The 24,274-nt window shown below is 66.7% G+C and carries 22 protein-coding genes; 16 read left to right on the top strand and 6 right to left on the bottom strand.

The features are described 5' to 3' along the window. Window positions 1-56: 56 nt before the first annotated feature. The 4 genes from J7024_RS29195 to J7024_RS29180 form a co-directional block, all read right to left on the bottom strand. On the bottom strand, window positions 57-554 hold the full coding sequence (locus tag J7024_RS29195) for a c-type cytochrome (RefSeq protein ID WP_234745681.1): 498 nt from the start codon (window positions 552-554) through the stop codon (window positions 57-59). Window positions 555-597: 43 nt separating this feature from the next. Then, complete coding sequence (gene soxC / locus J7024_RS29190) at window positions 598-1,875, bottom strand: sulfite dehydrogenase (RefSeq protein ID WP_234745678.1); 1,278 nt, start codon at window positions 1,873-1,875, stop codon at window positions 598-600. A gap of 135 nt (window positions 1,876-2,010) precedes the next feature. Beyond that, a complete protein-coding gene (locus tag J7024_RS29185; RefSeq protein ID WP_124897568.1) occupies window positions 2,011-3,195 on the bottom strand; it encodes a porin in 1,185 nt (394 codons plus the stop codon). Window positions 3,196-3,630: 435 nt separating this feature from the next. Further along, window positions 3,631-4,461 (bottom strand): FadR/GntR family transcriptional regulator, encoded by an 831-nt coding sequence (locus J7024_RS29180; protein ID WP_234745680.1) that lies wholly within the window; start codon window positions 4,459-4,461, stop codon window positions 3,631-3,633. Between the two features lie 238 nt (window positions 4,462-4,699). On the opposite strand from J7024_RS29180, the gene J7024_RS29175 reads away from it, so the two are divergent. The 7 genes from J7024_RS29175 (at window position 4,700) to J7024_RS29145 (ending at window position 12,145) form a co-directional block, all read left to right on the top strand. Further along, a complete protein-coding gene (locus J7024_RS29175; RefSeq protein WP_234745677.1) occupies window positions 4,700-5,908 on the top strand; it encodes an ABC transporter substrate-binding protein in 1,209 nt (402 codons plus the stop codon). Between the two features lie 69 nt (window positions 5,909-5,977). Then, window positions 5,978-6,838 (top strand): branched-chain amino acid ABC transporter permease, encoded by an 861-nt coding sequence (locus J7024_RS29170; protein WP_124897566.1) that lies wholly within the window; start codon window positions 5,978-5,980, stop codon window positions 6,836-6,838. Continuing rightward, window positions 6,835-7,878, top strand: a complete 1,044-nt coding sequence (locus tag J7024_RS29165; protein WP_234745676.1) for a branched-chain amino acid ABC transporter permease — start codon at window positions 6,835-6,837, stop codon at window positions 7,876-7,878. The genes J7024_RS29170 and J7024_RS29165 overlap by 4 nt, the downstream gene beginning before the upstream one ends. Then, entirely contained in the window at window positions 7,875-8,642 is a 768-nt protein-coding gene (locus J7024_RS29160; RefSeq protein ID WP_124897564.1) for an ABC transporter ATP-binding protein, read from the top strand. The genes J7024_RS29165 and J7024_RS29160 overlap by 4 nt, the downstream gene beginning before the upstream one ends. Continuing rightward, window positions 8,639-9,340, top strand: a complete 702-nt coding sequence (locus J7024_RS29155; RefSeq protein WP_124897563.1) for an ABC transporter ATP-binding protein — start codon at window positions 8,639-8,641, stop codon at window positions 9,338-9,340. The genes J7024_RS29160 and J7024_RS29155 overlap by 4 nt, the downstream gene beginning before the upstream one ends. Before the next feature lie 34 nt (window positions 9,341-9,374). Continuing rightward, window positions 9,375-10,664: a Zn-dependent hydrolase gene (locus tag J7024_RS29150; RefSeq protein WP_124897562.1), complete on the top strand. Its 1,290-nt coding sequence runs from the start codon at window positions 9,375-9,377 to the stop codon at window positions 10,662-10,664. Beyond that, window positions 10,661-12,145, top strand: a complete 1,485-nt coding sequence (locus J7024_RS29145) for a M81 family metallopeptidase (protein ID WP_124897561.1) — start codon at window positions 10,661-10,663, stop codon at window positions 12,143-12,145. The genes J7024_RS29150 and J7024_RS29145 overlap by 4 nt, the downstream gene beginning before the upstream one ends. Window positions 12,146-12,309: 164 nt before the next feature. On the opposite strand, the gene gfa is transcribed toward J7024_RS29145, so the two are convergent. After that, window positions 12,310-12,885 (bottom strand): S-(hydroxymethyl)glutathione synthase, encoded by a 576-nt coding sequence (gene gfa, locus J7024_RS29140; protein ID WP_124897560.1) that lies wholly within the window; start codon window positions 12,883-12,885, stop codon window positions 12,310-12,312. Between the two features lie 565 nt (window positions 12,886-13,450). Further along, window positions 13,451-14,080 (bottom strand): TetR/AcrR family transcriptional regulator, encoded by a 630-nt coding sequence (locus J7024_RS29135; RefSeq protein WP_124897559.1) that lies wholly within the window; start codon window positions 14,078-14,080, stop codon window positions 13,451-13,453. A gap of 260 nt (window positions 14,081-14,340) precedes the next feature. Between J7024_RS29135 and J7024_RS29130 the strand changes: the two genes are divergently transcribed. The 9 genes from J7024_RS29130 to J7024_RS29090 all read left to right on the top strand — a co-directional run bounded on the left by J7024_RS29130 (window position 14,341) and on the right by J7024_RS29090 (window position 24,212). Then, window positions 14,341-16,377, top strand: coding sequence for an NADH:flavin oxidoreductase (locus J7024_RS29130; protein WP_124897558.1), 2,037 nt, complete (start codon window positions 14,341-14,343; stop codon window positions 16,375-16,377). Window positions 16,378-16,679: 302 nt separating this feature from the next. After that, window positions 16,680-17,948, top strand: a complete 1,269-nt coding sequence (locus tag J7024_RS29125) for a M24 family metallopeptidase (protein WP_234745675.1) — start codon at window positions 16,680-16,682, stop codon at window positions 17,946-17,948. Beyond that, on the top strand, window positions 17,941-19,056 hold the full coding sequence (locus J7024_RS29120; RefSeq protein WP_234745674.1) for an ornithine cyclodeaminase family protein: 1,116 nt from the start codon (window positions 17,941-17,943) through the stop codon (window positions 19,054-19,056). The genes J7024_RS29125 and J7024_RS29120 overlap by 8 nt, the downstream gene beginning before the upstream one ends. A gap of 19 nt (window positions 19,057-19,075) precedes the next feature. Then, window positions 19,076-19,603: a MarR family winged helix-turn-helix transcriptional regulator gene (locus J7024_RS29115; RefSeq protein ID WP_175751849.1), complete on the top strand. Its 528-nt coding sequence runs from the start codon at window positions 19,076-19,078 to the stop codon at window positions 19,601-19,603. A 261-nt stretch (window positions 19,604-19,864) separates the two neighbouring features. Continuing rightward, window positions 19,865-20,680: an amino acid ABC transporter ATP-binding protein gene (locus J7024_RS29110; RefSeq protein ID WP_124897554.1), complete on the top strand. Its 816-nt coding sequence runs from the start codon at window positions 19,865-19,867 to the stop codon at window positions 20,678-20,680. After that, window positions 20,681-21,322 (top strand): amino acid ABC transporter permease, encoded by a 642-nt coding sequence (locus J7024_RS29105; RefSeq protein ID WP_124897553.1) that lies wholly within the window; start codon window positions 20,681-20,683, stop codon window positions 21,320-21,322. After that, complete coding sequence (locus tag J7024_RS29100) at window positions 21,319-21,981, top strand: amino acid ABC transporter permease (RefSeq protein ID WP_124897552.1); 663 nt, start codon at window positions 21,319-21,321, stop codon at window positions 21,979-21,981. The genes J7024_RS29105 and J7024_RS29100 overlap by 4 nt, the downstream gene beginning before the upstream one ends. An 81-nt stretch (window positions 21,982-22,062) precedes the next feature. Then, a complete protein-coding gene (locus J7024_RS29095; protein ID WP_124897551.1) occupies window positions 22,063-22,899 on the top strand; it encodes a substrate-binding periplasmic protein in 837 nt (278 codons plus the stop codon). Window positions 22,900-23,060: 161 nt separating this feature from the next. Beyond that, the gene (locus J7024_RS29090) at window positions 23,061-24,212 is read left to right on the top strand and encodes a porin (RefSeq protein WP_234745673.1); all 1,152 of its coding nucleotides are present in this window, start codon (window positions 23,061-23,063) and stop codon (window positions 24,210-24,212) included. Window positions 24,213-24,274: the final 62 nt, after the last annotated feature.

The following is a 24,274-nucleotide window of genomic DNA, read 5'->3' as shown; positions in this document are numbered from 1 at the left end:
AATCCCGGGCTGCGCGGAAGAGTGCTCTCCGTCCCGCTTGCCCGCGAGCGCATGCGTCACAGCGTTCCCGGCCTTGGATCCGCCACGAAACCATCGCGATTCGGCATTTTCACGCGCGGCAGCGTGCGCGCATCGAGTGTCGCGTTGTCCGGCACGATGCCGTTCAGGTGCAGCACGTATGCGGTGACCGAATAGACATCGTCCGCGCTCAGCGATTGCGGCGCGTTGTACGGCATCGCGCGACGGATGTAATCGAACAGCGTCGTCGCATACGGCCAGTAGCTGCCGACCGTCTTTTTCGGTTTCGCGTCGGTGAGCGAGCCGATCCCGCCGACGAGCGGATCGCCGACGCCGCCCTGGCCGGCGGCGCCATGACACATCGCGCATTTGTCCGCGAACACGTGCGCCCCGCGCGCGACCGTGCCCGCACCGCGCGGCAGGCCGCTGCCGTCGGGGGCGATGTCGATGTCCCATGCGGCGATCGTCGCGCGGTCGACCGGCTGGCCGAGACCGAAGCCGGCGCCGAAGGCCGGCACGGCGAGCGCGCAGCTCATCGATGACGCCGCCGCGAACGATGCAATCCGGCGCGTAATCTGCTTAGGCATTGCGCACCTCGCCGTCCGCGCCGACACGCCAGTTCTGGATGCCGTTGTAGTGGTATTGCGAGTTCACGCCGCGCGCGGCGACGAGCGCGGCGCGGGTCGGCTGCACGTAGCCCGTGTCGTCTGTCGCGCGGCTTTGCAGGTCGGCCGGCTCGCCGTTCCAGACCCAGTCGGCCTCGAAGCGCGTCAGCGCGCGATCGCGCACGTCGCCCGCGAGCCGTGCGGCGCGCCAGTTGCGGCCGCCGTCGGTCGAGACATCGACCGCGCGAATCCGGCCGCGCCCCGACCACGCATAGCCGCCGATCGGGTAATAGCCGTGCGATGCGAGCCGGTGGCCGGCCGACGGACGCGTGATGACCGATTTCGCGTCCATCTCGAACACGAACTGGCGCGCGCAGCCGTTCGGCAGCAGGTTCGTATATTTCGACGTTTCCTCGCGCGTCATCTCCGGCGCGCGGACCAGCTTCAGCCGCCGCAGCCATTTGATGTTCGTGTTGCCTTCGAAGCCCGGCACGATCAGCCGCACCGGATAGCCGTTCTCGGGCCGCAGCCGCTCGCCGTTCTGCGCATAGACGACCAGCGCACGCTCGAGAATCCGGTCGAGCGGCAGGCTGCGCGTCATTGCCGCGCCGTCCGCGCCTTCCGCGAGCAGCCAGTGCGCGGCCGGATCGATGCCCGTTTCGTCGAGCAGCGTCGACAGCCGCACGCCGGTCCATTCGCAGCACGACAGCAGCCCGTGCGTGAACTGAACGGGCAGCCCGCTCGGGCCGTTCCATTCGCTGCCGGTGTTGCCCGAGCATTCGAGAAAGTGGATCCGCGATTCGGACGGAAAGCGCAGCAGGTCGTCGATCGTGAAGATGCGCGGCTCGCGCACGAGGCCGTGCACGACGACGCGATGGCGTTGCGCGTCGATATCGGGCACGCCCGCATGATGGCGCTCGTAGACGAGGCCGTTCGGCGTGATGTCGCCGAACAGGTCGGCGAGCGGCGTCATCGACGAGCCGGATCCGGGCAGCGCCGGCGTGCGGGCGCTGCGACGGATCACGTCGCGCCCGTGCTCGCCCGGCAGGCCGTACGGCGGCGACAGCAGCGACGCACCGGGCGTGCGGGTCCACGGCGGCACGTCGAGCGGCGATAGCGGCGCGAGCGTCTGGCTCGCGAGTGCGCCGCCGGCCGGCAGCAGCGCGGCGGCCCAGCCGCCGGCGAGCCGGCGCAGCGCCGTACGGCGGCCCGTGCGTTGCGGGCGGTGCGTGCGAAAGCGGGAATCGGTCATGGTCGAAGCCGCGCGGTGCGAGCCGCGCGGCAGCATGCGGAAAACGCATATTTTCGGCAACGGGGCGCGATGCGGCAAACAAGCATTCCCGCTTTGCTTATCGTGCCGCGCCCGCTGCGCCCGTCGTGCGTGCGATCAGAACTTCACGCGCAGTCCGCTGACGAACGCGAGCTGGCGATTCGTCGACGACGCGGTGCCGATGTTCGAGATCGCCGCGATCTTGCGATAGCCGCCCGACGTCGCGGTGCTCGCATCGCCGGCCGCAAGCTGGTAGATGCCGGACAGATAGATGTCGGTGCGCTTGGACAACGCGTAGTCGAACCCGAGCGTGAACTGGTGCCAGCGCGGCTTCAGCGTCTGGCCGCCGGTGCCCGGCAGGCCGCTCGCGCGTCCGTCGGTGAACGTGTAGACGCCGATCAGCGTCGCCGCCGGCGTGATCTGGTAGCGCCCGTTGACGTCGTAGTTGTTGAACTTGCGCGACGAGCCGTCGAGATAGTCGAGCTGCGTGTGACTCCACGCGAAGCCGAGCGTCGCGCGGCCGAGCGCGTAGTTCGCGCCCGCGACGCCGATCTGCTGCTTGCGCACGCCGCCGTTCAGCCCGTAGAAGAACCCGCCGCTGTAGTCGTTGCCGGTCGTCGAGGTCGCGCCGCCCACGGCGCCGCTGGTGTTCGACGTCGTGCTCGGGTTGTTCAGCCGCACGTAGCCGGCGCCCGCCGACAGCGGGCCGTTCACGTAGTTGGCCGACACGCCCCACGCGTTGTTGTTCGAGAAGCCCGTGCCCGCGCCGCCGTTCGCCTGGTTGCTGAACGCGTACAGCACATCGGCCGTGAAGCCGGCGATCGTCGCGCTGCGGAACTTCACCGCGTTGTTGATGCGGAAGCTCTGGTTCATGTTGTCGTTGTCGCCGACATGGGTCGCCGGCGACCAGAAGCCGGAGCCCGAATACTGCGCGACGAGATCGGTGATCGGCTCGTACTGGCGGCCGAACGTCAGCGTGCCGATGCCGGTCTTGCCCAGGCCCACGTACGCGGAACGGCCGAACAGGCGGCCGCCCTGGCCGAGCCCGCCGTCGCTCGGCCGGAACCCGCTTTCGAGGGTGAACACGGCCTGCAGGCCGTCGCCGAGATCCTCGACGCCTTTCAGGCCCCAGCGGCTGCCGCTCAGCTTGCCGCTCGTCTGCTGGATGTTGCTCGCGCCGCCCTGGTTGTTCGTATAGGCGAAGCCGGCATCGACGAGGCCGTACAGCGTGACGGAGCTCTGCGCATGCGCGCCGATGGAACCGACGGAAACCAAACCCAGGACTACCGATTTCTTGATCATGAATATCCTCTGTTTTTTATGGGTACGTCTGCGAGGATCACGATGCTATTGAGTCCGGGCCGCGCGATGAACGGCCGATCCGTGGTTTGCAAATCGTCAGGTTATCGAATTGCAATGCGCGTCGCCGCGCGCCCGGCGCGACCGTCGTCATCGCGTCCGCGCTGCCTGCTGGCGCGGACGCATCGCATGAACGGCGAACGCCGACCGGCTGGAACATGCGATCGCGGTCATATCGATCGATGCAATCATTGGATGGGCGGCGTGCGGGTTGCGACGGTGCCGATGTTTTTATGCAACGGGGTGCTGGGCGGGAGCGGGCCGATGCGGTAGACGCGCAGCCATATCGATTCCTCGAAACGCGGGCAGGGTGTGCCACGGCGGAAAGCGCGGAACCACGCGCCCGCCGCCCCGCCATCGGGCAGGAAGACTGCCCGGCTACTCGTCGAGTTCGGCCGACACGGCGCGCACGCGCTTGCGGATCTCCGAATCCAGAATCAGCCGCCCGCGCAACTTTCCCTTCATCCGCTTCACGTGCTTCGGCGCCTCGGTCATGTGCTCGACCATCAGCGCGCGGACGCGTTCGACATCGCGTTCGCGGGCGGCTTGCAGGATCGAGCGGTGAATTGCCACGTTCGCTTCGCCGAAACGCTTGTGTTCGGCGATCGGCGTGTCGTTCCGGAACTCGATCAACTGCCGGATCATCTCGTTGATCAGCTCGCAACTGAAGCGCAGGAACGGATTCGGGTTCGCGGCCGCGAGGATGTCGTGGAACGTCGTGTCCTCCTGCCGCTGTCGCACCAGGTGACCGTGTTCCAGCGCGTCTGACGAACCGTCGCAGCAGGCGATGTTGGCCTCGAGCGCGGCGAAATGCTGCTCCGTCAGATGCGGCACCGCGCCCGCGGCCAGCTCCGGTTCGAGCAGCTTGCGCACGGTGTAGATGTCGTCGATCGTGACGTCCTTGAAGAACAGATAGTTCTGCAGCAACTGCAACGTCCGGTCGAGCGGGACCTCGACCACCATCCCGCCGCCCGTCGGCCCGGTCGTGACCTTGATCAGCCCTTGTACTTCCAGCGACTTCAACGCCTCGCGGATCGTGCTCTTGCTGACCGCGTAAAGCTGCTGCAGCTCGGCTTCGCGCGGCAGGCGGTCGCCGGGCTTCAGGTCCTTTTCCGTAATGAGCCGCTTGATTTCCTCCGCGACGAGATCCGCGCGCTTCGGCTGCTTGATTTCGACCGCGAGGCCTGCCCTGGCTCGGTCCATGACCATCTTCGACACTCCTTTGTCTGACATGCGCGCGCCCGTTCACATCGTCGTCGATCGGCCCGGGTGCGGCGGTAGGGAATTTTGCCTGATTGACACGAATTTTGATCGTCTCTAGCATCGGGTTCATTCTATTTATCATGATAAATAGAATGAACTGACGACGCATCCCTTTCCGTCGAGCGTTGGCACGGTTTGGCAGTCCGTCGTATCGCGTGTGTTTGTCCCTCCAAGGAGCGTCAACTTGAATCGCCGAGAACTGTTGAAACTGGCCGCGCTGTCGGCCGTGCCGGGCGCGCTCGGCGCCCTGTCGTCCCGCACCGCATTCGCCCTGGGCACTCCCATCCAGCTCGCCTGTCCGGTGCCGATGTCCGGCCCGTTCGCGGCCAACGGCAAATACGCCGACCTCGGCATGCAACTGGCCGTCAAGCAGTACGGCAACGTGCTTGGCGCACCGCTCGTCTATACGACGCTCGACACCGAAGGCAAACCTGCGACCGCCGTGCGGCGCGTGCAGGAGATCGCGCAGCAGAAGGGCGCGCGCTTTTTTGCGGGCGGTATTTTGTCGTCCGAATCGTTGGCGATGGGCAAGGAGGTGCAGAAGGCGGGCGGTGTGTTCATCACGACGGCCGGCGCGGACGAGCTGACGGGCAAGGACTGCAACGACGCGACGTTCCGCTGGTCGGTGCCGACCTACGGCGCGATCGAGCAGACGGTGCGCCCGCTGATCCGGATGCTGCCGAAGGCCAAGCGCTGGTACACGATCACCCCGCAATACGTGTTCGGCGACGGGCTGCTGTCGGCGGCGAAGGCGATCTTCAAGGAAAAGGGCATCGAGCATGTCGGCAACAGCTATCACTCGCTGGCCGAGAAGGAATTCAGCGGCTATCTGACGAATGCCGCGGCCGCGCAGCCGGACGTGCTGCTGATCCTGAACTTCGGCTCGCAGTCGTCCGATACGTTGCGCCAGGCCGTCAGCTTCGGGATGAAGCGCAACTGCACGATCCTGCTCGCGTGGGCATCGGGCCTCGAGCAGTTCGAGGCGCTCGGGCCGGACATCTGCGACGGCGTGTATTTCGGCGCGCAGTACTGGCACGGGATCGATTCGCCGCTGAACCGCGACCTCGTGAAGCGCACGAACGCCGCGTTCAAGGCCAACCCGAACTACAGCCTCGCGGGTTCGTACATCTGCTCGAAGATCCTGATCGACGTGATGGTGAAGGCCGGCAGCGCCGATCCGAAGAAGGTGATCGCGGCGATGGAAGGCATGAAATACGACGGCCTCACCGGCCCGGAAGAAATCCGCAAGGGCGACCACCAGGTGATGAAGAACTACTACCTGCTGAAGGGCAAGCCGAAGAGCCGGATGAAGAATGCCGACGATTACGCCGACATCGTCAGCTCGGGCCAGTCGTTCCTGCCGGTCGACAAGACCGGCTGCAAGCTCGCCTGACACCCTGCGCGCGTCCGCGTGCGTGGTGCGCCGCGGACGTCCATTTCCTTCCTTTCTGACACGGAAGCCATGAACGTCTATCTGCTGCAGATCGTCAACGGCATCGGCGTGGGCATGCTGTACTTCCTGCTCGCCGTCGGCCTGTCGATCGTGTTCGGCCTGCTGCGCTTCGTGAATTTCGCGCACGGCGCGTTCTATCTGCTCGGCGCGTACCTCTGCTACCAGGCGCTGCAATGGTCGGCGAATTTCTGGGTCGCGCTCGCGGTCGTGCCGCTCGTCGTCGGCGCGTTCGCATGGATCGTCGAGAAGCTGGTGCTGCGTCACGTGTACGCGCAACAGCACGAATTCCACATCCTGGCGACGGTCGGCCTCGCGCTCGTGCTGCAGGAGTGCGCGATCCTCGCCTGGGGCCCGCTCGGCGATAACGTGCCGCCGCCCGACGCGCTGAACGGCGTGGTCGTCTGGGGCGGCTTCATCTACCCGAAATACCGGCTGTTCGTGATCGGCTTCACGGCGGTGCTGGCCGCGCTGCTGTGGTGGCTGCTCGACGGCACGCGGCTCGGCAGCACGGTGCGCGCGGGCAGCGAATCGTCGGAGATGGTGTCGCTGCTCGGCATCAACGTGACGCGCGTGTTCAGCCTCGTGTTCGCGCTCGGCGCGGCCACGGCGGCGCTGGCCGGCGTGCTCGCCGCACCGATCCGCGGCGTCGATCCGTTCATGGGAATCGAGGCGCTCGGCGTCGCGTTCGTCGTGGTCGTGGTCGGCGGGATGGGGAATTTTCTCGGGGCGCTTGTGGGCGGGCTGCTGGTCGGCATCGTGCAGAGCCTGATGAGCACGCTGTGGCCAGAAGGCGCGCGGCTGATGATCTACGTCGCAATGGCGGCCGTGCTGCTGCTGCGTCCGAACGGTTTGCTGGGGAGGGCTGCATGATCGATTCGTCGAAATCGCTGTCGCCCCGCGCGGCAGCCGCGCCGCGTGCGCCACTGTGGCGCTGCGCGCTGCAACGCCCGGAAGGCTGGCTCGCGGTGGCCGCCGCGTGCGTGCTGCCGCTGGTGTTGAGCTCGGGCTCGCTCGCGACCGAAGTGCTGGTGTTCGCGCTCGCCGCGCTGGGCTGCAACCTGCTGCTCGGGTTTACGGGGCTGCTGTCGTTCGGGCAAGGCATCTTTTTCGGGCTCGGCAGTTACGCGGCGGGGCTGGTGCTGACCCGCGGCGTCGAATCGGTGACGGTCGCGCTCGTCGCGGCCGCCGTGCTCGGCGCGGTCGCCGCCGCGCTCGTCGGCTGGTTCTCGATCCGGCAGCGCGGCACCTATTTCGTGATGCTGACGCTCGCGTTCGGACAGCTGTTCTATTTCCTCGCGTATACGACGCCGGACGTCACGGGCGGCGACAACGGGCTGCTCGACATCCCGCGCCCGGCGTTGTCCGCGTTCGGGCATGCGCTCGTCTCGATCGATTCGCCGTGGCGCTACTACGGCTTCGTCGCGGTGCTGTTCGTCGCGGTGTTCTGGCTGCTGCTGCGCATGTCGCGCTCGATATTCGGCCGCACGCTGCTCGCGATTCGCGACAACGAGGCGCGCGCGGCGGCGGCCGGCTACGACGTGCAGCGCTTCAAGCTCGCGGCGTTCGTGATCTCGGGCGCGGTCACGGGCCTGGCCGGTGCGCTGCACGCGTTGATGACGGGCATCGCGCCGCTGTCGAACATCGACTATCACACGAGCGAGATGATCCTCGTGATGACGGTGATCGGCGGCACGCGCAACCTGTTTGCGTCGGTGCTCGGCGCCGCGTTCTACGTGCTGTTCGCGGACTGGCTGTCGACGCTGTGGCCGCGCTGGCTGCTGTTGCTCGGCCTCGTGCTGATCGCGGTCAGCCTGTTCATGCAGCGCGGATTGTGGGGACTCGGCGAACGCGTCGTGGCATCGCTGCGGCGCACCGATCGCACGGCGGCTACGGCCAGGGAGCAGCAATGAGCGAAGCGATTCTCGAAGCGCGCGGCATCGTCAAGCGCTACGGCAAGTTCACGGCGCTGGGCGGCGTCGACCTGCGGATCATGCCGCGCACCGTGCATTCGGTGATCGGCCCGAACGGCGCGGGCAAGACGACGCTGTTCCATACGCTGACGGGCACGCTGCCCATCACGTCGGGTTCGATCCTGTTCGACGGTCACGACGTATCGCGCGAACCCGATCACAAGCGCGTGCGGCGCGGCATCGCCCGCTCGTTCCAGGTGACGAGCCTGTTTCTCAACCTGAGCGTGCGCGAGAACCTGCGGGTGGCCGCGCAGGGCGTCGAATCGCGGCGCGCGCTGAACCCGTGGACGCTGCCGCGCGGTGCGCTCGCGCACGACGGCATCGTGGACGACGTGCTGGAGCGGCTGGGCCTGCAGCGCTTCGCCGGCACCGCGGCCGGCGTGTTGTCGCACGGCCAGCAGCGCCGCCTCGAAGTCGGGATGGCGCTGGCGGCGCGGCCGCGCGCGATCTTTCTCGACGAACCGACGTCGGGGATGGGGATCGACGATCTCGACGACATGAAGACGCTGATCCGCGGGCTGCGCGACGACTACACGGTCGTGCTGATCGAACACAACATGGGAATCGTGATGGACATCTCGGACACGATCACGGTGATGCAGCAGGGGCGCGTCCTCGTCGAAGGCAGACCCGACGCGATTCGCGGCGACGAGCGCGTGCGCAGCGCGTATCTCGGCAACATGATCACGGGAGGCCGCGCATGATGCTCGACGTGAAGGAAGTCCATGCGTGCTACGGCAAGAGTCACGTGCTGCAGGGCATTTCGCTGAGCGTGAACGAAGGCGAGACGGTGACGCTGCTGGGACGCAACGGCGCGGGCAAGTCGACGACGCTGAAGACCATCGCCGGTGTCGTGGCGCCCACCGGCGGCACGGTGACGTTTGCGGGCCGGTCGCTGTCCAGGCAGCCCGCGCACCGGATCGCCGCGCGCGGGCTGTGCTTCGTGCCCGAACATCGCGGGATTTTCCGGCTGCTGTCGGTCGAGGAAAACCTGCGGCTCGGCGCGCGCCGCGATTCGCCGTGGCAGCTCGACGACATCTACCGGATCTTCCCGCGCCTGAAGGAGCGGCGCCGCAACGGCGGGGCGCAACTGTCGGGCGGCGAGCAGCAGATGCTCGCGATCGGCCGCGCGCTGATGAACCATCCGCGGCTGCTGATGCTCGACGAGCCCGTCGAAGGGCTGGCGCCGGTGATCGTCGAGGAGATCGTCGCGCAACTGAAGCAGATCAAGGCAGCCGGCGTCGCGATCCTGCTCGTCGAGCAGAACCTCGAAGTGTGCACGCAACTCGCGGATCGCCACTTCGTGATCGAACAGGGCGTGATCGTCTACGAAGGCAGCAACGCGGCGTTCGTGGCCGATCACGAGGTGAAGGACCGTTACCTGGGCGTCGGCGTCGCATGAGCGCCGGGCCCTTTTATTGCGAGGATTTCCATCGATGCAAGTTCAGGATTCGACACCGGGCGTCGCGGCGTCCGGCTTGCGCGTCGACGGCGCGCGGCTGTGGGACAGCCTGATGCGTCTCGCGCGGATCGGCGCGACCGACAAGGGAGGTGTGTGCCGCCTCGCGCTCACCGAACTCGATCGCGACGCGCGCGACCTGTTCGTCGCATGGGCGAAGGAAATCGGCTGCACGGTGCGGGTCGACGCGATCGGCAACATCTTCGCGCGGCGTGCCGGCGAGCGCGACGACCTGCCGCCCGTGACGACGGGCAGTCATATCGACACGCAGCCGACCGGCGGCAAGTTCGACGGCAACTACGGCGTGCTTGCCGGCCTCGAAGTGCTGCGCACGCTCGACGATGCGGGCGTGCGCACGCGTGCGCCGCTCGAGGTCGCCGTCTGGACCAACGAGGAAGGCTCGCGCTTCGTGCCGGTGATGATGGGCTCGGGCGTGTTCGCCGGCGCGTTCACGCTCGATCATGCGCTCGCGCAATGCGATCGAGACGGCGTGTCGGTGCGCGATGCGCTGGCGGCGATCGGCTATGCGGGCAGTGCGGACGCGGGGCATGTCGCGCATCCGGTCGGCGCGTATTTCGAAGCGCATATCGAGCAGGGGCCGGTGCTGGAGGCGCACGACACGACGATCGGCGTGGTCGAGGGTGCGCTCGGACAGCGCTGGTACGACGTCACCGTTCATGGGATGGAGGCGCACGCGGGCCCGACGCCGATGGAGCTGCGGCGCGACGCGCTGTTGGCCGCGGCCGATCTGGTGCGCGCGGTGAACGGTATCGCGCGCGCGCATCCGCCGCACGGGCGCGGCACGGTCGGCTGGATCGACGTGCACCCGAATTCGCGCAACGTGATTCCGGGCCGCGTGACGCTGACCGTCGACCTGCGCGCGGCCGACGATGAGACGCTCGCCGCGATGGATATGGCGCTGCGCGTGGTGTGCGGCGACCTGGGCGCGTCGGCCGGCTTGCGGATCGACGTCGAGCAGGTCGTGTACTTTCCGCCGCAGCCGTTCGACACGACGCTGGTCGAGCAGGTGCGGGCCGGCGCGGGCGCGCTCGGGCTGTCGTCGATGAACGTGATCAGCGGCGCGGGCCACGATGCCGTGTATCTCGCGCGCGTGGCACCGACCGCGATGATCTTCGTGCCGTGCAAGGACGGGATCAGCCACAACGAGATCGAGGATGCCGATCCGGTGCATCTGGAAGCCGGCTGCAACGTGCTGCTGCAGGCGATGCTGGGCGCGGCAGGCATGGCGGAAGGGGGCGCGCGATGAAGATCCTGATCGCCCGGATGAACCACGAGACCAACACGTTCTCGCCGGTGCCGACGCCGCTCGCCGCGTTCGGCCGCAACGGTCCCGACTGGGGCGACGACGCGTATCGCGCGAACCACGGCATGCGGACCGCGATGGCCGCGTTCCTCGATGCGGCCGCGCGCGAGGGTGCCGACATCGTGACGCCGGTATCGGCGGCGGCAAACCCGAGCGGGCCCGTCGCGGCCGACGCGTATGCGGCAATCTGCGACGCGATCGTCGCGGCCGCGCCCGGTTGCGACGCGGTGATGCTCGATCTGCACGGCGCGATGGTTGCCGAACAGAGCGCGGATGGCGAGGGCGACCTGCTCGCGCGCGTGCGCGCCGCGCTGCCCGATGCGCCGATCGCGGTCGCGCTCGACCTGCACGCGAACGTCACGCAGAAGATGATCGATCACGCGGACGTGATCGTCAGTTTCAAGACCTATCCGCACGTCGACATGTTCGAGACGGGCGAGCATGCGGCACGCCTGCTGCTCGACCGGCTGCACGGCCGCACGCGGCCCGTGCTCGCGTGGCGGCAGCCGCCGTTGATGACGTCGACGCTGCGCAGCGCGAGCGCCGAAGGTGCGATGCAGCGCGCGGTGGAGGCCGCGCGCGCGGCCGAGGCCGACGGGATGCTCGCGGTGTCGGTGCTGCCCGGCTTCTCGCTTGCGGATATTCCGGCGCCCTGCATCAGCGTCGTCGTGGTTGCCGACGGCGATCGCGCCGCGGCCGACGCGGTGGCCGCGCGCATTGCCCGGCAGATCTGGGACGCGCGCGACGAATTCGTGTATCGCAGCGCGCCGCTCGCGGAATCGGTCGCGCAGGCCGCGGCGCTGGCGCGCGGCGCGGATCGTCCGGTGCTGATGCTCGATCACGGCGACAACTGCATGTCGGGCGGCCCGTGCGACACGATGGACCTGCTCGAGGCTGCGCTCGCGCAGGGCCTCGACGGTATCGTCAGCGGGCCGTTGTGCGACCCGCAAGCGGTCGCGGCGCTGATCGAGGCGGGCGTCGGCGCGACCGTTACGGTGCCGGTCGGCAACCGGATGCCGTCGCACGGCGGGGTGCGTCGCGAGCCGTTTCGCGCGACGGGCATCGTGCGCGCGATCACCGACGGCGAATACGTGATCACCGGGCCGACCTATACGGGCCAGCGCGCGTACATGGGCCGCGCGGCCGTGCTCGATATCGGGGTGGCGACGCTGGTCGTCACCGAGCGTACGCAGGAGCCGTGGGATCTCGGCGTGTTCGAGAGCGTCGGCGTCGATCCGCGCCGCGCGCGCTTCCTGTTGCTGAAGTCGCGGATGTATTGCCGGCCGGTGTTCGTGCCGATCGCGGCCGCACTGGTCGAGTGCGACAGCCGCGGCGTGACGGGCTCCGATTTCGGGCAGTTCGACTATGCGCGCCTCGCGAGGCCGGTGTTTCCGCTCGATGCCGGTGCGGGGTGGCACGGGTAGTGAAGGTCCGGTGGTTCTGGGGTGACGTGGTCGTGGCGTCGCGCCGTCCTCGAGCCCCTGGTTCGGATTCGATGCATCGCCGCCGCGCGGCCTGCGTGTCCGTCGCGACGACGATGATGCCGTGCGCGCTCGCCTGCTGCCGCGCACCGGCCGTGTCGATGAACTCAGGCTTCCCGGTACGTGCCTTTGGCCTTGGCCGTGTGCGTGGCCAGCGCATCCATCAACGCCGGGCTCAGGCAATCGTAGGGCTCGAGCCCTTTGTCGCGCAGCGTATCGCGCACGTCCGCCATCAACGACGGCGGCGTGCCGCTCTCGATGATCGACGACACGAAGGCGGCGAAACCGGGGCCGTCCCAGCCGGCATCCGGCGACAGTTCGGTATGGATGAAATCCAGCCCGTAAAACGCATGCTCCGAATTCTCGATCCGCCCGAACAGGTGGGTGCCGCAGGCGGAGCATGCGTGGCGCTGGATCAGCGCCTTGTCGTCGACGACGCGCAGCTTCTCTTCGTGCGCGGTCACGGCAACCTTGTCGCGCGGCACGACGCCGACGACTGAAAACAGCGCACCTGCCGGCTTCCAGCACTTCGTGCAGCCGCACGCGTGATTGAAGGCGACCTGGGCGTCGACGCGAACCTCGACAGGATCCTGCGTGCACAGGCAGCGCAGCGTACCGCCCGCGAACGAAGCGGCCCCTCTCTGAATACCGCGATCGACAGTGGGATGAATGGCGACGGACATGGTCATGCTCCTTTTCGGTGCTTCAGTAGTGAACGACGGCTCGGATCGACTTTCCTTCGTGCGGCAGATCGCATGTTTCGTTGAAGCGGGAGAGCGACTTCGTATTTCACGTACGGCGCAGGCTGGATCCTGCCTCGGCCATCCGCCTGCAGCGGGCGGCCCTCGACGTCGTCAACCGTCGTACCGGGTCAGCGTCGGAGGTGGCGAACCGGAGCGCACGCGTCGTGCTTCGATTATCGACCTGCGCGCTCCGAAGCGCGGTTTTCTGCTCCGGGTGCATGCCGGATCTCGCACTGTTTCATAAACTGGGGGGGAGTATATTTCCGATACTGGAGGGGAGTATACCCGGCGATTACCCGAGGCCGGCGCTGGCCGTGTCGTGACAGGCATGAACGTGTGCGGCGCGAACGAAGCAGGCACAGGTCGGCCGCGCCCGGCGGCCGGCCCGGGCGCGTCGCCCGCGTTGCAATTCCGATGAAGAAATGCGCCAGCCCGACCCGTCAGGCCGGGTTGCGACGAAGGAGGGGACGAACCCGCCGCCGGGAAACCGCCCCGGCGCGTTGCGCTAGATGGCCGTCGGCGTGCGGCGTGCGAAGAACCGTTGCATCTCGCGGTCGGTCGGCAGCTTGCCGGTGAACACTTCTGCGTAGGTGGCGATGCGCGCCATGCGCTCGTTCATCGACTCCGTCATCTTCATCGACACGTAGCCGAGCTGGGTCAGATACATCGTGCGGGCGCGCACCTGCGCGACGACCGGCGCGTAGTCGAAGCGCTCGAACATCGCGGTCAGCGCCGCGATCCGCTTCGTGTCCGCGTCGGCCAGCTCGGTCGCGATCTCTGGCGCCTGTTGCCCCCAGCTGCGGATCGCGGCTTCGTAGCGGTTGTCGAAGATCGTGTCGTCGAACCAGCAGTCGAAAACGTTCAGCACGGCCTCCGAGATCGAGTCCGCATACGCTTCCGTGCGCGCGACCCAGTTGGCGGTATTTTTCCCCTTCCAGCGCGCGAGCAGGGTGGCGAGCAGTTCCTCGCGGTCCTTGAAGAACCAGTAGAAGCTCGTGCGCGACAGATTCAGCTTCTTCGCGAGCGGCAGGATCCGCACGGACTCGATGCCGCTTTCGAGCAGGCTTTCCGTCGCGGCGTCCAGCCACGTGTCTGCCGAGCCGCGAAGGTTCTCGGCTGCAATCGGTTCTTCCATCAGGCAAACGTCCTCTCGTTCCAGTCGTCGATCGGTTGCGCACATCGCAACCCGCATTGTGCCGCAGCCCACCGCCGCGGCGACTCGCCCATCCCCTCAAAACCCTCTGCAACACCCGTCGTAAGGAGTTTCCCGAACTGATTGTACATATGTGTTTTGTAAACTTGACACATATGAACAGTGATTCTAACCTGAGTCGCAACAGGTGTTCATGTCAGGCAGTCACGAACCACGCTCCCGTTCCTTTCACGAGGCATTCCATGTCGAACGATCCACTGCTCCAGCCGTACACCCTCAAACATCTGACGTTTCGCAATCGCATCATGACGACGTCGCACGAGCCGGCTTATGCGGAGGACGGGATGCCGAAGGCGCGCTACCGCGCGTATCACGTCGAGCGCGCGAAGGCGGGCATCGCGCTGACGATGACGGCCGGCTCCGCGGCGATCTCGAAGGACAGCCCGCCGGTGTTCAACAACATCCTCGCGTACCGCGACGAAGTGGTGCCGTGGATGAAGGATCTCGTCGACGAGTGTCACGAGCACGGCGCGAAGGTGATGATCCAGCTCACGCATCTCGGCCGCCGCACGCGCTGGGACAAAGGCGACTGGCTGCCGGCGGTGTCGCCGTCGCACGCACGCGAACCGGCGCACCGTGCGTTTCCGAAGAAGATGGAGGAGTGGGATATCGAACGCATCGTGCGCGACTATGCGGACGCGGCGGAGCGGATGAAGGCGGCCGGCCTCGACGGAATCGAGCTGGAAGCTTATGGACACCTGATGGACCAGTTCTGGTCGCCGCTGACGAACACGCTCGACGCGCCGTACGGCGGCCCGCTCGAAAACCGGATGCGCTTCACGTTCGACGTGCTGCGGGCGATCCGCAAGCGCGTCGGCGACGAATTCGTCGTCGGGATCCGCTATACCGCCGACGAAATGATCGCGGGCGGGCTGACGAAGGAAGAGGGGATCCAGTTGTCGCTCGCGATGAAATCGAGCGGCCTGATCGACTTCCTGAACGTGATTCGCGGGCATCTCGAAACCGACGCGGGCCTGACGGACATCATCCCGATCATGGGGATGAAGAGCGCGCCGCACCTCGATTTCGCGGGCGAGATGCGCGGCATCACCGAGTTTCCGACCTTTCACGCGGCGCGCATCCAGGACGTGCCGACCGCGCGCCATGCGATCGCATCGGGCAAGGTCGACATGATTGGCATGACGCGTGCGCACATGACCGATCCGCATATCGTGCGCAAGATCATCGAGCGTCGCGAGGACGACATTCGTCCGTGCGTCGGTGCGAATTACTGCCTCGACCGGATCTACCAGGGCGGCGCCGCGTTCTGCATCCACAACGCGGCCACCGGCCGCGAGACGACGATGCCGCACGTGATCCCGCCGGCGCCGGCGAAGCGCAAGGTCGTCATCGTCGGTGCCGGTCCTGCGGGGCTCGAAGCGGCGCGCGTGGCCGGCGAGCGCGGGCACGACGTGGTCGTATTCGAGGCGACCGGCCATCCGGGCGGGCAAGTGCGCCTGACGGCGCAGACGCCGCGTCGCAAGGAGATGCTCGGCATCATCGACTGGCGGATGGCGCAATGCGAGCGGCTCGGCGTGCGCTTCGCGTTCAACACGTGGGCGGACGCGTCGACCGTGCTGGACGAACGGCCCGACGTCGTGATCGTCGCGACGGGCGGCATGCCGGACGTCGACGTGCTGACCTCGGGCGGCGAGCATGTGGTGTCCGCGTGGGACATCATTTCCGGCGACGCGAAGCCGGGCCGCAACGTTCTGATCTACGACGACGCGGGCGATCATCCCGCGCTGCAGGCGGCGGAAACCATCGCGCACGCGGGCGGGGCGGTCGAGATCATGACGCCCGACCGCGCATTCTCGCCCGAAGTGATGAGCATGAATCTCGTGCCGTACATGCGCTCGCTGCAGAAGCTCGACACGAAGTTTACGGTCACGTACCGGCTCGAGGCCGTGCGGCGCGAAGGCGACGAACTGGTCGCGATCGTCGGCAGCGATTACGGCGGCATCCGCAACGAGCGCCGCTACGACCAGATCGTCGTCAATCACGGCACGATCCCGATGGACGAGCTGTACTTCGCGCTGAAGCCGCAGTCGACGAACCTCGGCGCGGTGAACTACGACGACCTGATCGACGGCAAGCCGCAGGTCGAAAACCGCAATCCGGCGGGACGCTTCCAGTTGTTCCGGATCGGCGATGCGGTGTCCGCGCGCAACACGCATGCGGCGATCTACGACGCGCTGCGGCTCGTCAAGGATCTGTAAAACGGCGGGCCGGCGCGCGTCGCCGGCCCCGCGTCTGAATGGCCGTATCGGGGCGGCTTCCGCGCAAACGCGCGGGTGCCCGCCTGCATTCCGCCGACCCTTCGCGGGCCGTTCGCGAAGCAAGGGTAAACACATTTTTAGCGCATTGACAGTTGGTTCCACACGGGACTAATCTGCGTCGAAACAGGCAATGCGTCGGATCCGCGCTCCATCCCGAGCGCTCACACTCCAGTCAGAAGGGAGCCGTCGTGATCGTGAATACTGCCCCGCAATTTCCCCGCGCTGTTTCGTCGATGTCAGGCATGCCTGACGCTTCCGCGTACCGGAACGACGCACTGGTGCAGGGCCACCGCGTCGCGCCGGTCGATCGCGCGCTGCTCGATGCATTCGATGCGATCGATCGCCCCGCGCTGCGCGCGTACCGTGTCGAACGGCTGCGGGAACAACTGCGCAAGCACGATTACGCGGGGATGCTGCTCGCCGATCCGCTGAACATCCGCTATGCGACGGACACGAACAATCTCGGCCTGTGGGTCATGCATTCGCCGAGCCGCTACGTGTTCATCGCGACCGACGGCCCGCTCGTGCTGTTCGATTTCACGAGCAGCAAGCACAACAGCGAACACATCGAATCGATCGACGAGATCCGGCCCGCCACGCCGTGGATCTATTTCCTGGCCGGGCCGCGCGTCGAGGAGAAGGCCGATGCGTGGGCGCACGAGATCGCCGATCTGCTGCATGCGCACGGCGGCGGCAACATGCGGCTCGCCGTCGACCGCTGCGACCCGTGGGGTGCCGAACGGCTGACGCGGCTCGGTGTCCGGCTGTTCGACGCGCAACCGCTGACGGAACAGGCGCGCGTCGTGAAAGGCCCGGAGGAAATCGCGCAGCATCGCGTGTCGATGAGCGTGTGCGATCTCGGCGTCGCGCGCATGCGCGAGGCGCTGCGCCCCGGCATCACCGAGAACCAGTTGTGGAGCGTCTTTCACGAGACGAACATCGCGCACGGCGGCGAATGGGCGGAAAGCCGGCTGCTGTCGTCGGGCCCGCGCACCAATCCGTGGTTCCGCGATGCGTCGAACCGCGTGATCGAGCCGGGCGACATGGTGTGCTTCGACACCGACATGGTCGGGCCCGGCGGCTACCTGTCCGACATTTCGCGCAGTTTCGTGTGTCCGGGCCGCGGCGTGTCCGCGCACCAGCGCGATCTGCTCGGCTATGCGGAAGACCAGATCCTGCACAACGTCGGGCTGCTGCGCGCGGGCGTCACGTTCCGCGAGTTCGCCGAGCGCTGCTGGCCCGTGCCGGAGCGCTACGTCCACAACCGCTACATGATGATGCTGCACGGCGTCGGGCTGGTCGACGAATACCCGAGCGTCGCGTATGCGGTCGATTTCGACGCGTGGGGGTATGACGGCACGTTCCGGGAAAACATGGTCGTGTCGGTCGAGAGCTACATCGGCGTGCAGGGCGGCGCCGAAGGCGTGAAGCTCGAGGAACAGGTGCTGATCACGTCGACCGGCGCGATTCCGCTGTCGGCCGTACCGCTGATCGCGGACCGCGATGCGTGAGCAGGATCCGGCCGGCCAGGTGCCGGCCATGCGCCCGGCCGCGTCGTCCGCCGCCGGTTTCGACGTCACACGTTTTGACAGGGCAAGCCCGTTTCCGATGACCGAATCCAGTTCGTTGCCGCAACTGATCTCCGCCGACGCCGTCTTGAGCCGCATGCCGCCCACGCATATGGTCGATGCACTGGAGGCCGCGCACCGGCGTGCGTATGCACCGCTTGCGCGCCTGCATGCAAGTGTGCCGCGCGATGCGCGCGAGAACGGCGAGATGCTGATCTGGCTCGGCGGCACGCACGACGGCGCGACCGGCACGAAAGTCGTGTCGATCTCGCCGGACAACGGCCGGCGCACGAACGAGTCGGCCGACACGTGGCATGCGGCGGTACTGCTGAGCGATCCCGAGGACGGCCGGTTCCGTTCGATCATCGTCGGCAACGCGTTCAGCCGCTACAAGACGGCGGCCGACTCGGCACTCGGCGCACGTTTGCTCGCGCGGCGCGCGCCGCAAACGCTGACGATCATCGGCGCGGGTGCGCAGGCGCAGACGCATCTGCGCGTGATGGCCGCCGAATTTCCGACGCTGCGCCGGATCGACGTATGGAACCGCACGTACGAGCGTGCCGCGCGGCTCGCCGACCACGCGGCCGGCGACGCGCCCGGGGTGGACGTGCGTGCCGTCGAGCATCTCGAGCGCAGCGTTCGCGAGGCCGATCTCGTCGTGTGCGTGACGTCGTCGACGTCGCCGGTGCTCGACGGTGCATGGCTGCGCGACGGCTGCCACGTGGACCTGGTCGGCGGCTACACGCCGTCGATGCGCGAAGCGAACGATGCGGCGCTGCTGCGCTCGCGCATCTACGTCGATCATCGCGCGCTGGTGACCGAGCATTGCGGCGACATTCGCCAGCCGCTCGATGCGGGCGTGATCGACGCGACCGACATCGAGGGCGACCTGTTCGACCTGTGCGGCGGCCGCGCGGCGGGGCGCCGGCACGATGCTGACATCACGCTGTTCAAGAACGGCGGCGGCGGTCATCTGGACCTGATGTTCGCCGACTGGCTTAGCCGCCGGTGCGCTACGCCGGATGACGGCCGCATGCCGTCCGATCATTGACCCGATGGAGCTGTTTGCGATGAAAGAACCCGATCTCGAGTCCGAACCTCGCGACCACGACGATCATGAAGCGTGCGACGACCCGGCGGGCAGCGACGCGGTATTCGACGCGATCGTCACGAACGGCCCGCTGAACGATGCATGGCGGCTCACGCTATGGTCGAACTGCTACACCGAGCCGGTGTTCGCCGAGATGATCCAGGCGTTCGACGTCAGCCGCGACGAGTTCAACGTGCTGGCCTGCCTGTCGACCGTCAGCGCAATGACGGCGAAGCAGATCTGCGAAGTGACGGGGCGGCCGAAGAACAGCATCAGCCGCGCGGTGAACCGGCTCGCGGAACGCCGGATGATCCGTCGCAAGACGAACGAGGACGACCGGCGGGAGATTCGCCTCGCGCTGAACGAAAGCGGCCGTCGGCTGTACGAACGCGTGCTGCCCGTCTCGCTCGACCGGCAGGCGCTGATGCTGAGCGCGCTCGACGCGGACGATCGCGCGATGCTCGATCGCATCCTAAACAAACTGATGGACGCGCGGCGCGGATGGTGAGCGCGAGGTGAGCGCGATCGCGCCGCCGTAGCCCGCACGCACGCGGGCGGGCGATCGAGTTGATGCGTGTCGCGCATGACATGATGAAAAACGATCGCTTGAGGCTTGAATATTGGACGCATTCAATATCGTTCAGCGATTCATGTCGTTGTACTGAATAAATGAAAGACGTATCCAGAATCGAAAGCGTGCCCTTTCCGGCGCGATGAGGGTCGATCGATCCGGAGAGTCGCGTTGAAAGCCATTGACGGAGAAGCTTCCATGAACAGCATTGTCGCACCGCCCCTGCAAACCGAACCCGGCTCGATGCAGTGCGGCCGTCCCGGCGTGCAGCCGATCCTGTGCGTCGAAGGTGTCGGGAAAACCTTCGGCGCGCATCGCGTGCTGCAGGACGTCAGCTTCTCGATGAATGCGGGCGAGGTGATCGCGATCATCGGCCCGAGCGGGTCCGGCAAGAGCACGTTGCTTCGCTGCATCAACCAGCTCGAACCGCCGACCGAAGGTCGCGTGACGATCGGCGATGTGACGATCGAGGCGAACCATACGCCGCCGCGCCGCGAACTCGTGACGCTGCGACGCCGGATCGGAATGGTGTTCCAGTCGTTCAACCTGTTCCCGCACCTTAGCGTGCTGCGCAACGTCAGCCTCGCGCAGGAGCGCACGATGGGCCGCAACCGCGCGGACGCCGATCGGCGCTCGATGGAACTGCTCGAACGGGTCGGTCTCGCGAACAAGGCCGGCCAGTATCCGGTGCGCTGTTCCGGCGGCCAGCAGCAGCGCATCGCGATTGCCCGGGCGCTCGCGCTCGAACCGGAAATCATGCTGTTCGACGAGCCGACGTCGGCGCTCGATCCGGAGCTCGGCCTCGAGGTGCTCGCGGTGATGAACGAGCTCGCGCAATCCGGGATGACGATGATCGTCGTCACGCACGAGATGCATTTCGCGGAGAGCGTGTCGGACCGCGTGATCATCATGGCCGACGGGCGGATCCTCGAAGCGGGACCGAGCGAGGCCGTGATGCGCCGCCCGAGCACCGAGCGCGCGGCGAAATTCCTCAACGCCGTGAGGGACCGCTGAATGATCGACCATCTTTCCGCCATTCTCGCCGGCGTGCCGTGGACGATCGCGCTGACGCTGACGGTCTTTGCGATCGGCGCGGTGCTGGGGATGCCGCTTTGCGCGCTGCGCAGCGCCCGGAATCCGGTCGTGCGCGCACTCGCGACGGCGTTCGTCGTCGGTTGCCGGTCGGTGCCGCCGATCGTCTGGCTGTTCTTCGTGTTCTTCGGGATCGGCAACGACCTGCTGCCGCTCAACCCGTTCACGGCAGCCGCGCTCGGCCTCGGCCTCGTGACCGCGGCCAATCTGTCCGAGGTCTATCGCGGGGCGCTGACGGCGATTCATCCGGGGCAGTACGAAGCGGCGAAGGTGCTGAATCTCACGCGCACACAGCAGTTTCGCGACGTGATTTTCCCGCAGATGTTGCGCATCGCGCTGCCCACCGCGGCGACTTACCTGATCGGCCTGTTGAAGGACTCCGCGGTCGCGTCGACGATCGGCGTGAACGAACTGGCGTTCCAGGCGTACCACGTGTCGCAGCAGACGTTTCGCGGGCTGGGCGTCTACGCCGCCGCCGCGCTGCTGTATATCGCCCTCAGCATCCCGGTCGCATGGCTGTCGCGCTGGGCGGACCTTCACCTTCGTTCGCGGGTGTCGCGATGAGCTCCATGATCGATCTCTGGCAATCCTGGCTGCCCGACCTGCTCGGCGGCTACCGTCTGTCGCTCGAAGTCACCGCGCTGAGTCTCGCGATCGGCATTCCGCTCGGCCTCGTGCTCGCGCTGTGCGTGTCGATGAAGCCGAAGGCGATCCGCGTCGCGGCCATCGTGTTCGTCGAGATCGGCCGGGGCGCGCCGGCGCTGATCCTGCTGCAATTTTTCTACTTCGGGTTGCCGAATGCGGGGCTGACGTTGTCCTCCTTCCTGTCCGCCGTGGTGGCGCTCGCGTGCTGCACCGGGGCCTATACGAGCGAGATCATTCGCGCCGGCTTCGATGCGGTGCCGCACGGGCAGAAGGAGGCGGCCGCGGTGATCGGGCTCAATGCGCTCGACTCGCTGCGCTTCGTGATCGTGCCGCAAGGCCTGCGCGTCGCGCTGCCGGCCTTGCTCGGTTTCTCGATCATGATGCTGCAGGCCACGTCGCTGTGCTTCACGATTGCGCTGCCCGAACTCGTCAGCCGCGCATCGAGCATCGGTTCGTCGACGTTCGAATACATGCCCGTGCTGCTGCTCGCCGGCCTGATGTTCGCGCTGATCTGCGTGCCGGCGACGTTCGCCGTCTCCGCGCTCGAGCGCCGTCTGGGGCGGCATGCGGTGCGCTGAGCCGACGATGCCGTTCGATCCGTTCTTTTCGTTTGCCGGTTTCCGCTTTTTCAACTGCCACGCTCTTTTGGGGACATTCTCATGACATCAACCAAGCGTCGCCTTTCGTTCGCGCTCGTCGGCCTGTGTCTCACGGGTTTCGGCGCGGCCGCTCAAGCGCAGTCCTGCAAGCCCGCGCACCAGTTCGAGACGATCCGGCCCGGCACATTGTCGGTCGCCGTGTGGGATTTCCCGCCGTATTCGATTCCGGCCGGCACGAGTGACATCAAGGGCGTCGACGGCGAGATCGTCAAGCAGATCGCCGCGCGCGAATGCCTGAAGATTGCGGTGTCCGTCATCGATCCGGCCGCGGTCGTGCAGTCCGTCGTGTCGCGTCGCGCCGACATCGGCCTCGGTGACTGGTATCGCACTGCCGACCGCGCGAAGGTGCTCGGCCTGAGCGATCCGATGTATCTCGACCAGATGGCGGTGATCTCGAAGCAGGGCGTCGACACAGTCGCGAGCATCGTCGGCAAGCGCGTCGGCACGGTGCAGGGCTATCTGTGGACCGGCGATCTGCAGAAACTGCTCGGCAGTTCGCTCGTCGTCTACCCGAACCCTGTCGCGATGGCGCAGGATCTCGCCGCGGGCCGGATCGACGTCGGCACCGACAGCTATGCGGTGTCGAAATACAACCAGGCGAAGGGCGGCTATGCGTCGATGAAGATCATGCTCGTGAAGCCCGATCCGCGCGTGCCAGCGTCGCTCGAACCGGGACAGACGGCGCTGCTGTTCACGAAGACGAACGCCGCGCTCGGCACGGCGCTCGGCGCCAATATCGATGCGATGCGCCAGTCGGGGGAGATCGCGCGGATCCTCAAGACCTACGGCCTGTCGGCATCGGCCGCCGATGTGGGGGCGCCGCGGATCATTCAGTGACGACGGCCGGCTGAGCGGCCCTCGCGGCGGCCGGATCCAGGGCGACAGGCGGTGGGCTCGCCCTGGGTAAAACGCCATACACGTTTGAATCGACACCCGTTCATCGAATCCGGTCGATTCCCCATCATCATAATCAATAAGGATGCCAAATGAAAAAGAGTATGCGAAGACTGTCCGGATGGCTGACCGTTACGTCGGCCTGCGTCGTTTGTCCGATCGCTGCGCACGCGCAGTCGACCGTCACGCTGTACGGCGTGATCGACGAAGGCATCGACTATACGAACAACAGCGGCGGCAAGTCGCTGTGGCACATGCAGGACGGCACCTATGACGGTATCTACGGAAGCCGTTGGGGGTTGAAGGGCAGCGAGGATCTCGGCGGCGGCCTGTCGGCGATTTTCAAGCTGGAATCGGGGTTCAGCGCGGAAAACGGGCAAATGCGGCAAGGCGGCCGGCTGTTCGGCCGGCAGGCTTACGTCGGCTTGTCGGATACGCGATTGGGCACGGTGACGTTCGGTCGCCAGTACGATTCGATCGTCGACTATCTTCAGCCGTTGACGGCGCCCGGCCAGTTCGGCGGCCCGTTCGTGCATGCAGGCGACATCGACAACACCGACAACTCGTTTCGCGTCGACAATTCGATCAAGTATGCGAGCCCGAGCTTCGGCGGCCTGACGTTCGGCGGCATGTACTCGTTCACGAATTCGACGGCTCCCGGGCGCGGCACGACCGGCATGTGGAGCGTCGGCGCGAGCTATTCGGTTGCGTCGTTCAATGTCGCGGCCGCCTATCTGTATGCGAAGAATCCGGCGCTGCTGTTCACGGACGGCGATTTCGTGTCCAACACGACGGGTTCGGCGATCGGTGCATCCGGGCCGTTCAGCTATGTCGGCAATCCGGCCAACGAGCAGGTGGTTGGCGCGGCGGCCAGCTATGCGTTCGGCCATGCGACGGTCGGACTCGACTTCACCGATACGCGTTTCGAGCGCGCGAACGGCACGACGTCGACGGTGCGCTTCGACAACTATGAAGCGTGGGTGCGCTATGCGCTCACCGCCGCGTGGTCGGTCGGCGGCGCCTATACATATACGCATGGGCATGTCGGTTACTCGGATGCCGCGCCGATCTACCATCAGGCCGGCCTGACGACGACGTACGCACTGTCGAAGCGCACGTCGGTTTATGCGATGGGCGTCTACCAGCGCGCGGGCGGTGCGGCGGCGCAGGCCGCGATCTTCGACGGCGTGGTCGGCAATGCGTCGAGCAACAATCATCAGATCGCGTTGCGGATCGGGATGTATCACCTGTTCTAAACCTTATGGGGCGGGCGGCACGCGCCGGCCCCTTCATTTCCGGCGGATATGCGATGAGGATT

It is taken from the genome of Burkholderia sp. WTPI3 (genome assembly GCF_021483755.1).
GTDB lineage: Bacteria > Pseudomonadota > Gammaproteobacteria > Burkholderiales > Burkholderiaceae > Burkholderia.
Note: the sequence above shows the minus strand (reverse complement) of the source record. Positions and strands in the feature narration are given on the sequence as shown.

Bases quoted from the DNA above. Each gene is read 5' to 3' on its own strand.
- J7024_RS29160 (WP_124897564.1), top strand. From the start codon at position 7,875: ATGAGCGAAGCGATTCTCGAAGCGCGCGGCATCGTCAAGCGCTACGGC.
- J7024_RS29115 (WP_175751849.1), top strand. From the start codon at position 19,076: ATGAAAGAACCCGATCTCGAGTCCGAACCTCGCGACCACGACGATCAT.
- J7024_RS29095 (WP_124897551.1), top strand. From the start codon at position 22,063: ATGACATCAACCAAGCGTCGCCTTTCGTTCGCGCTCGTCGGCCTGTGT.
- J7024_RS29105 (WP_124897553.1), top strand. From the start codon at position 20,681: ATGATCGACCATCTTTCCGCCATTCTCGCCGGCGTGCCGTGGACGATC.
- J7024_RS29185 (WP_124897568.1), bottom strand. From the start codon at position 3,195: ATGATCAAGAAATCGGTAGTCCTGGGTTTGGTTTCCGTCGGTTCCATC.
- soxC (WP_234745678.1), bottom strand. From the start codon at position 1,875: ATGACCGATTCCCGCTTTCGCACGCACCGCCCGCAACGCACGGGCCGC.
- J7024_RS29110 (WP_124897554.1), top strand. From the start codon at position 19,865: ATGAACAGCATTGTCGCACCGCCCCTGCAAACCGAACCCGGCTCGATG.
- J7024_RS29145 (WP_124897561.1), top strand. From the start codon at position 10,661: ATGAAGATCCTGATCGCCCGGATGAACCACGAGACCAACACGTTCTCG.
- J7024_RS29165 (WP_234745676.1), top strand. From the start codon at position 6,835: ATGATCGATTCGTCGAAATCGCTGTCGCCCCGCGCGGCAGCCGCGCCG.
- J7024_RS29090 (WP_234745673.1), top strand. From the start codon at position 23,061: ATGCGAAGACTGTCCGGATGGCTGACCGTTACGTCGGCCTGCGTCGTT.
- J7024_RS29170 (WP_124897566.1), top strand. From the start codon at position 5,978: ATGAACGTCTATCTGCTGCAGATCGTCAACGGCATCGGCGTGGGCATG.
- J7024_RS29135 (WP_124897559.1), bottom strand. From the start codon at position 14,080: ATGGAAGAACCGATTGCAGCCGAGAACCTTCGCGGCTCGGCAGACACG.
- J7024_RS29120 (WP_234745674.1), top strand. From the start codon at position 17,941: ATGCGTGAGCAGGATCCGGCCGGCCAGGTGCCGGCCATGCGCCCGGCC.
- J7024_RS29125 (WP_234745675.1), top strand. From the start codon at position 16,680: ATGCCTGACGCTTCCGCGTACCGGAACGACGCACTGGTGCAGGGCCAC.
- gfa (WP_124897560.1), bottom strand. From the start codon at position 12,885: ATGTCCGTCGCCATTCATCCCACTGTCGATCGCGGTATTCAGAGAGGG.
- J7024_RS29195 (WP_234745681.1), bottom strand. From the start codon at position 554: ATGAGCTGCGCGCTCGCCGTGCCGGCCTTCGGCGCCGGCTTCGGTCTC.
- J7024_RS29155 (WP_124897563.1), top strand. From the start codon at position 8,639: ATGATGCTCGACGTGAAGGAAGTCCATGCGTGCTACGGCAAGAGTCAC.
- J7024_RS29130 (WP_124897558.1), top strand. From the start codon at position 14,341: ATGTCGAACGATCCACTGCTCCAGCCGTACACCCTCAAACATCTGACG.
- J7024_RS29100 (WP_124897552.1), top strand. From the start codon at position 21,319: ATGAGCTCCATGATCGATCTCTGGCAATCCTGGCTGCCCGACCTGCTC.
- J7024_RS29150 (WP_124897562.1), top strand. From the start codon at position 9,375: ATGCAAGTTCAGGATTCGACACCGGGCGTCGCGGCGTCCGGCTTGCGC.
- J7024_RS29180 (WP_234745680.1), bottom strand. From the start codon at position 4,461: ATGGTCATGGACCGAGCCAGGGCAGGCCTCGCGGTCGAAATCAAGCAG.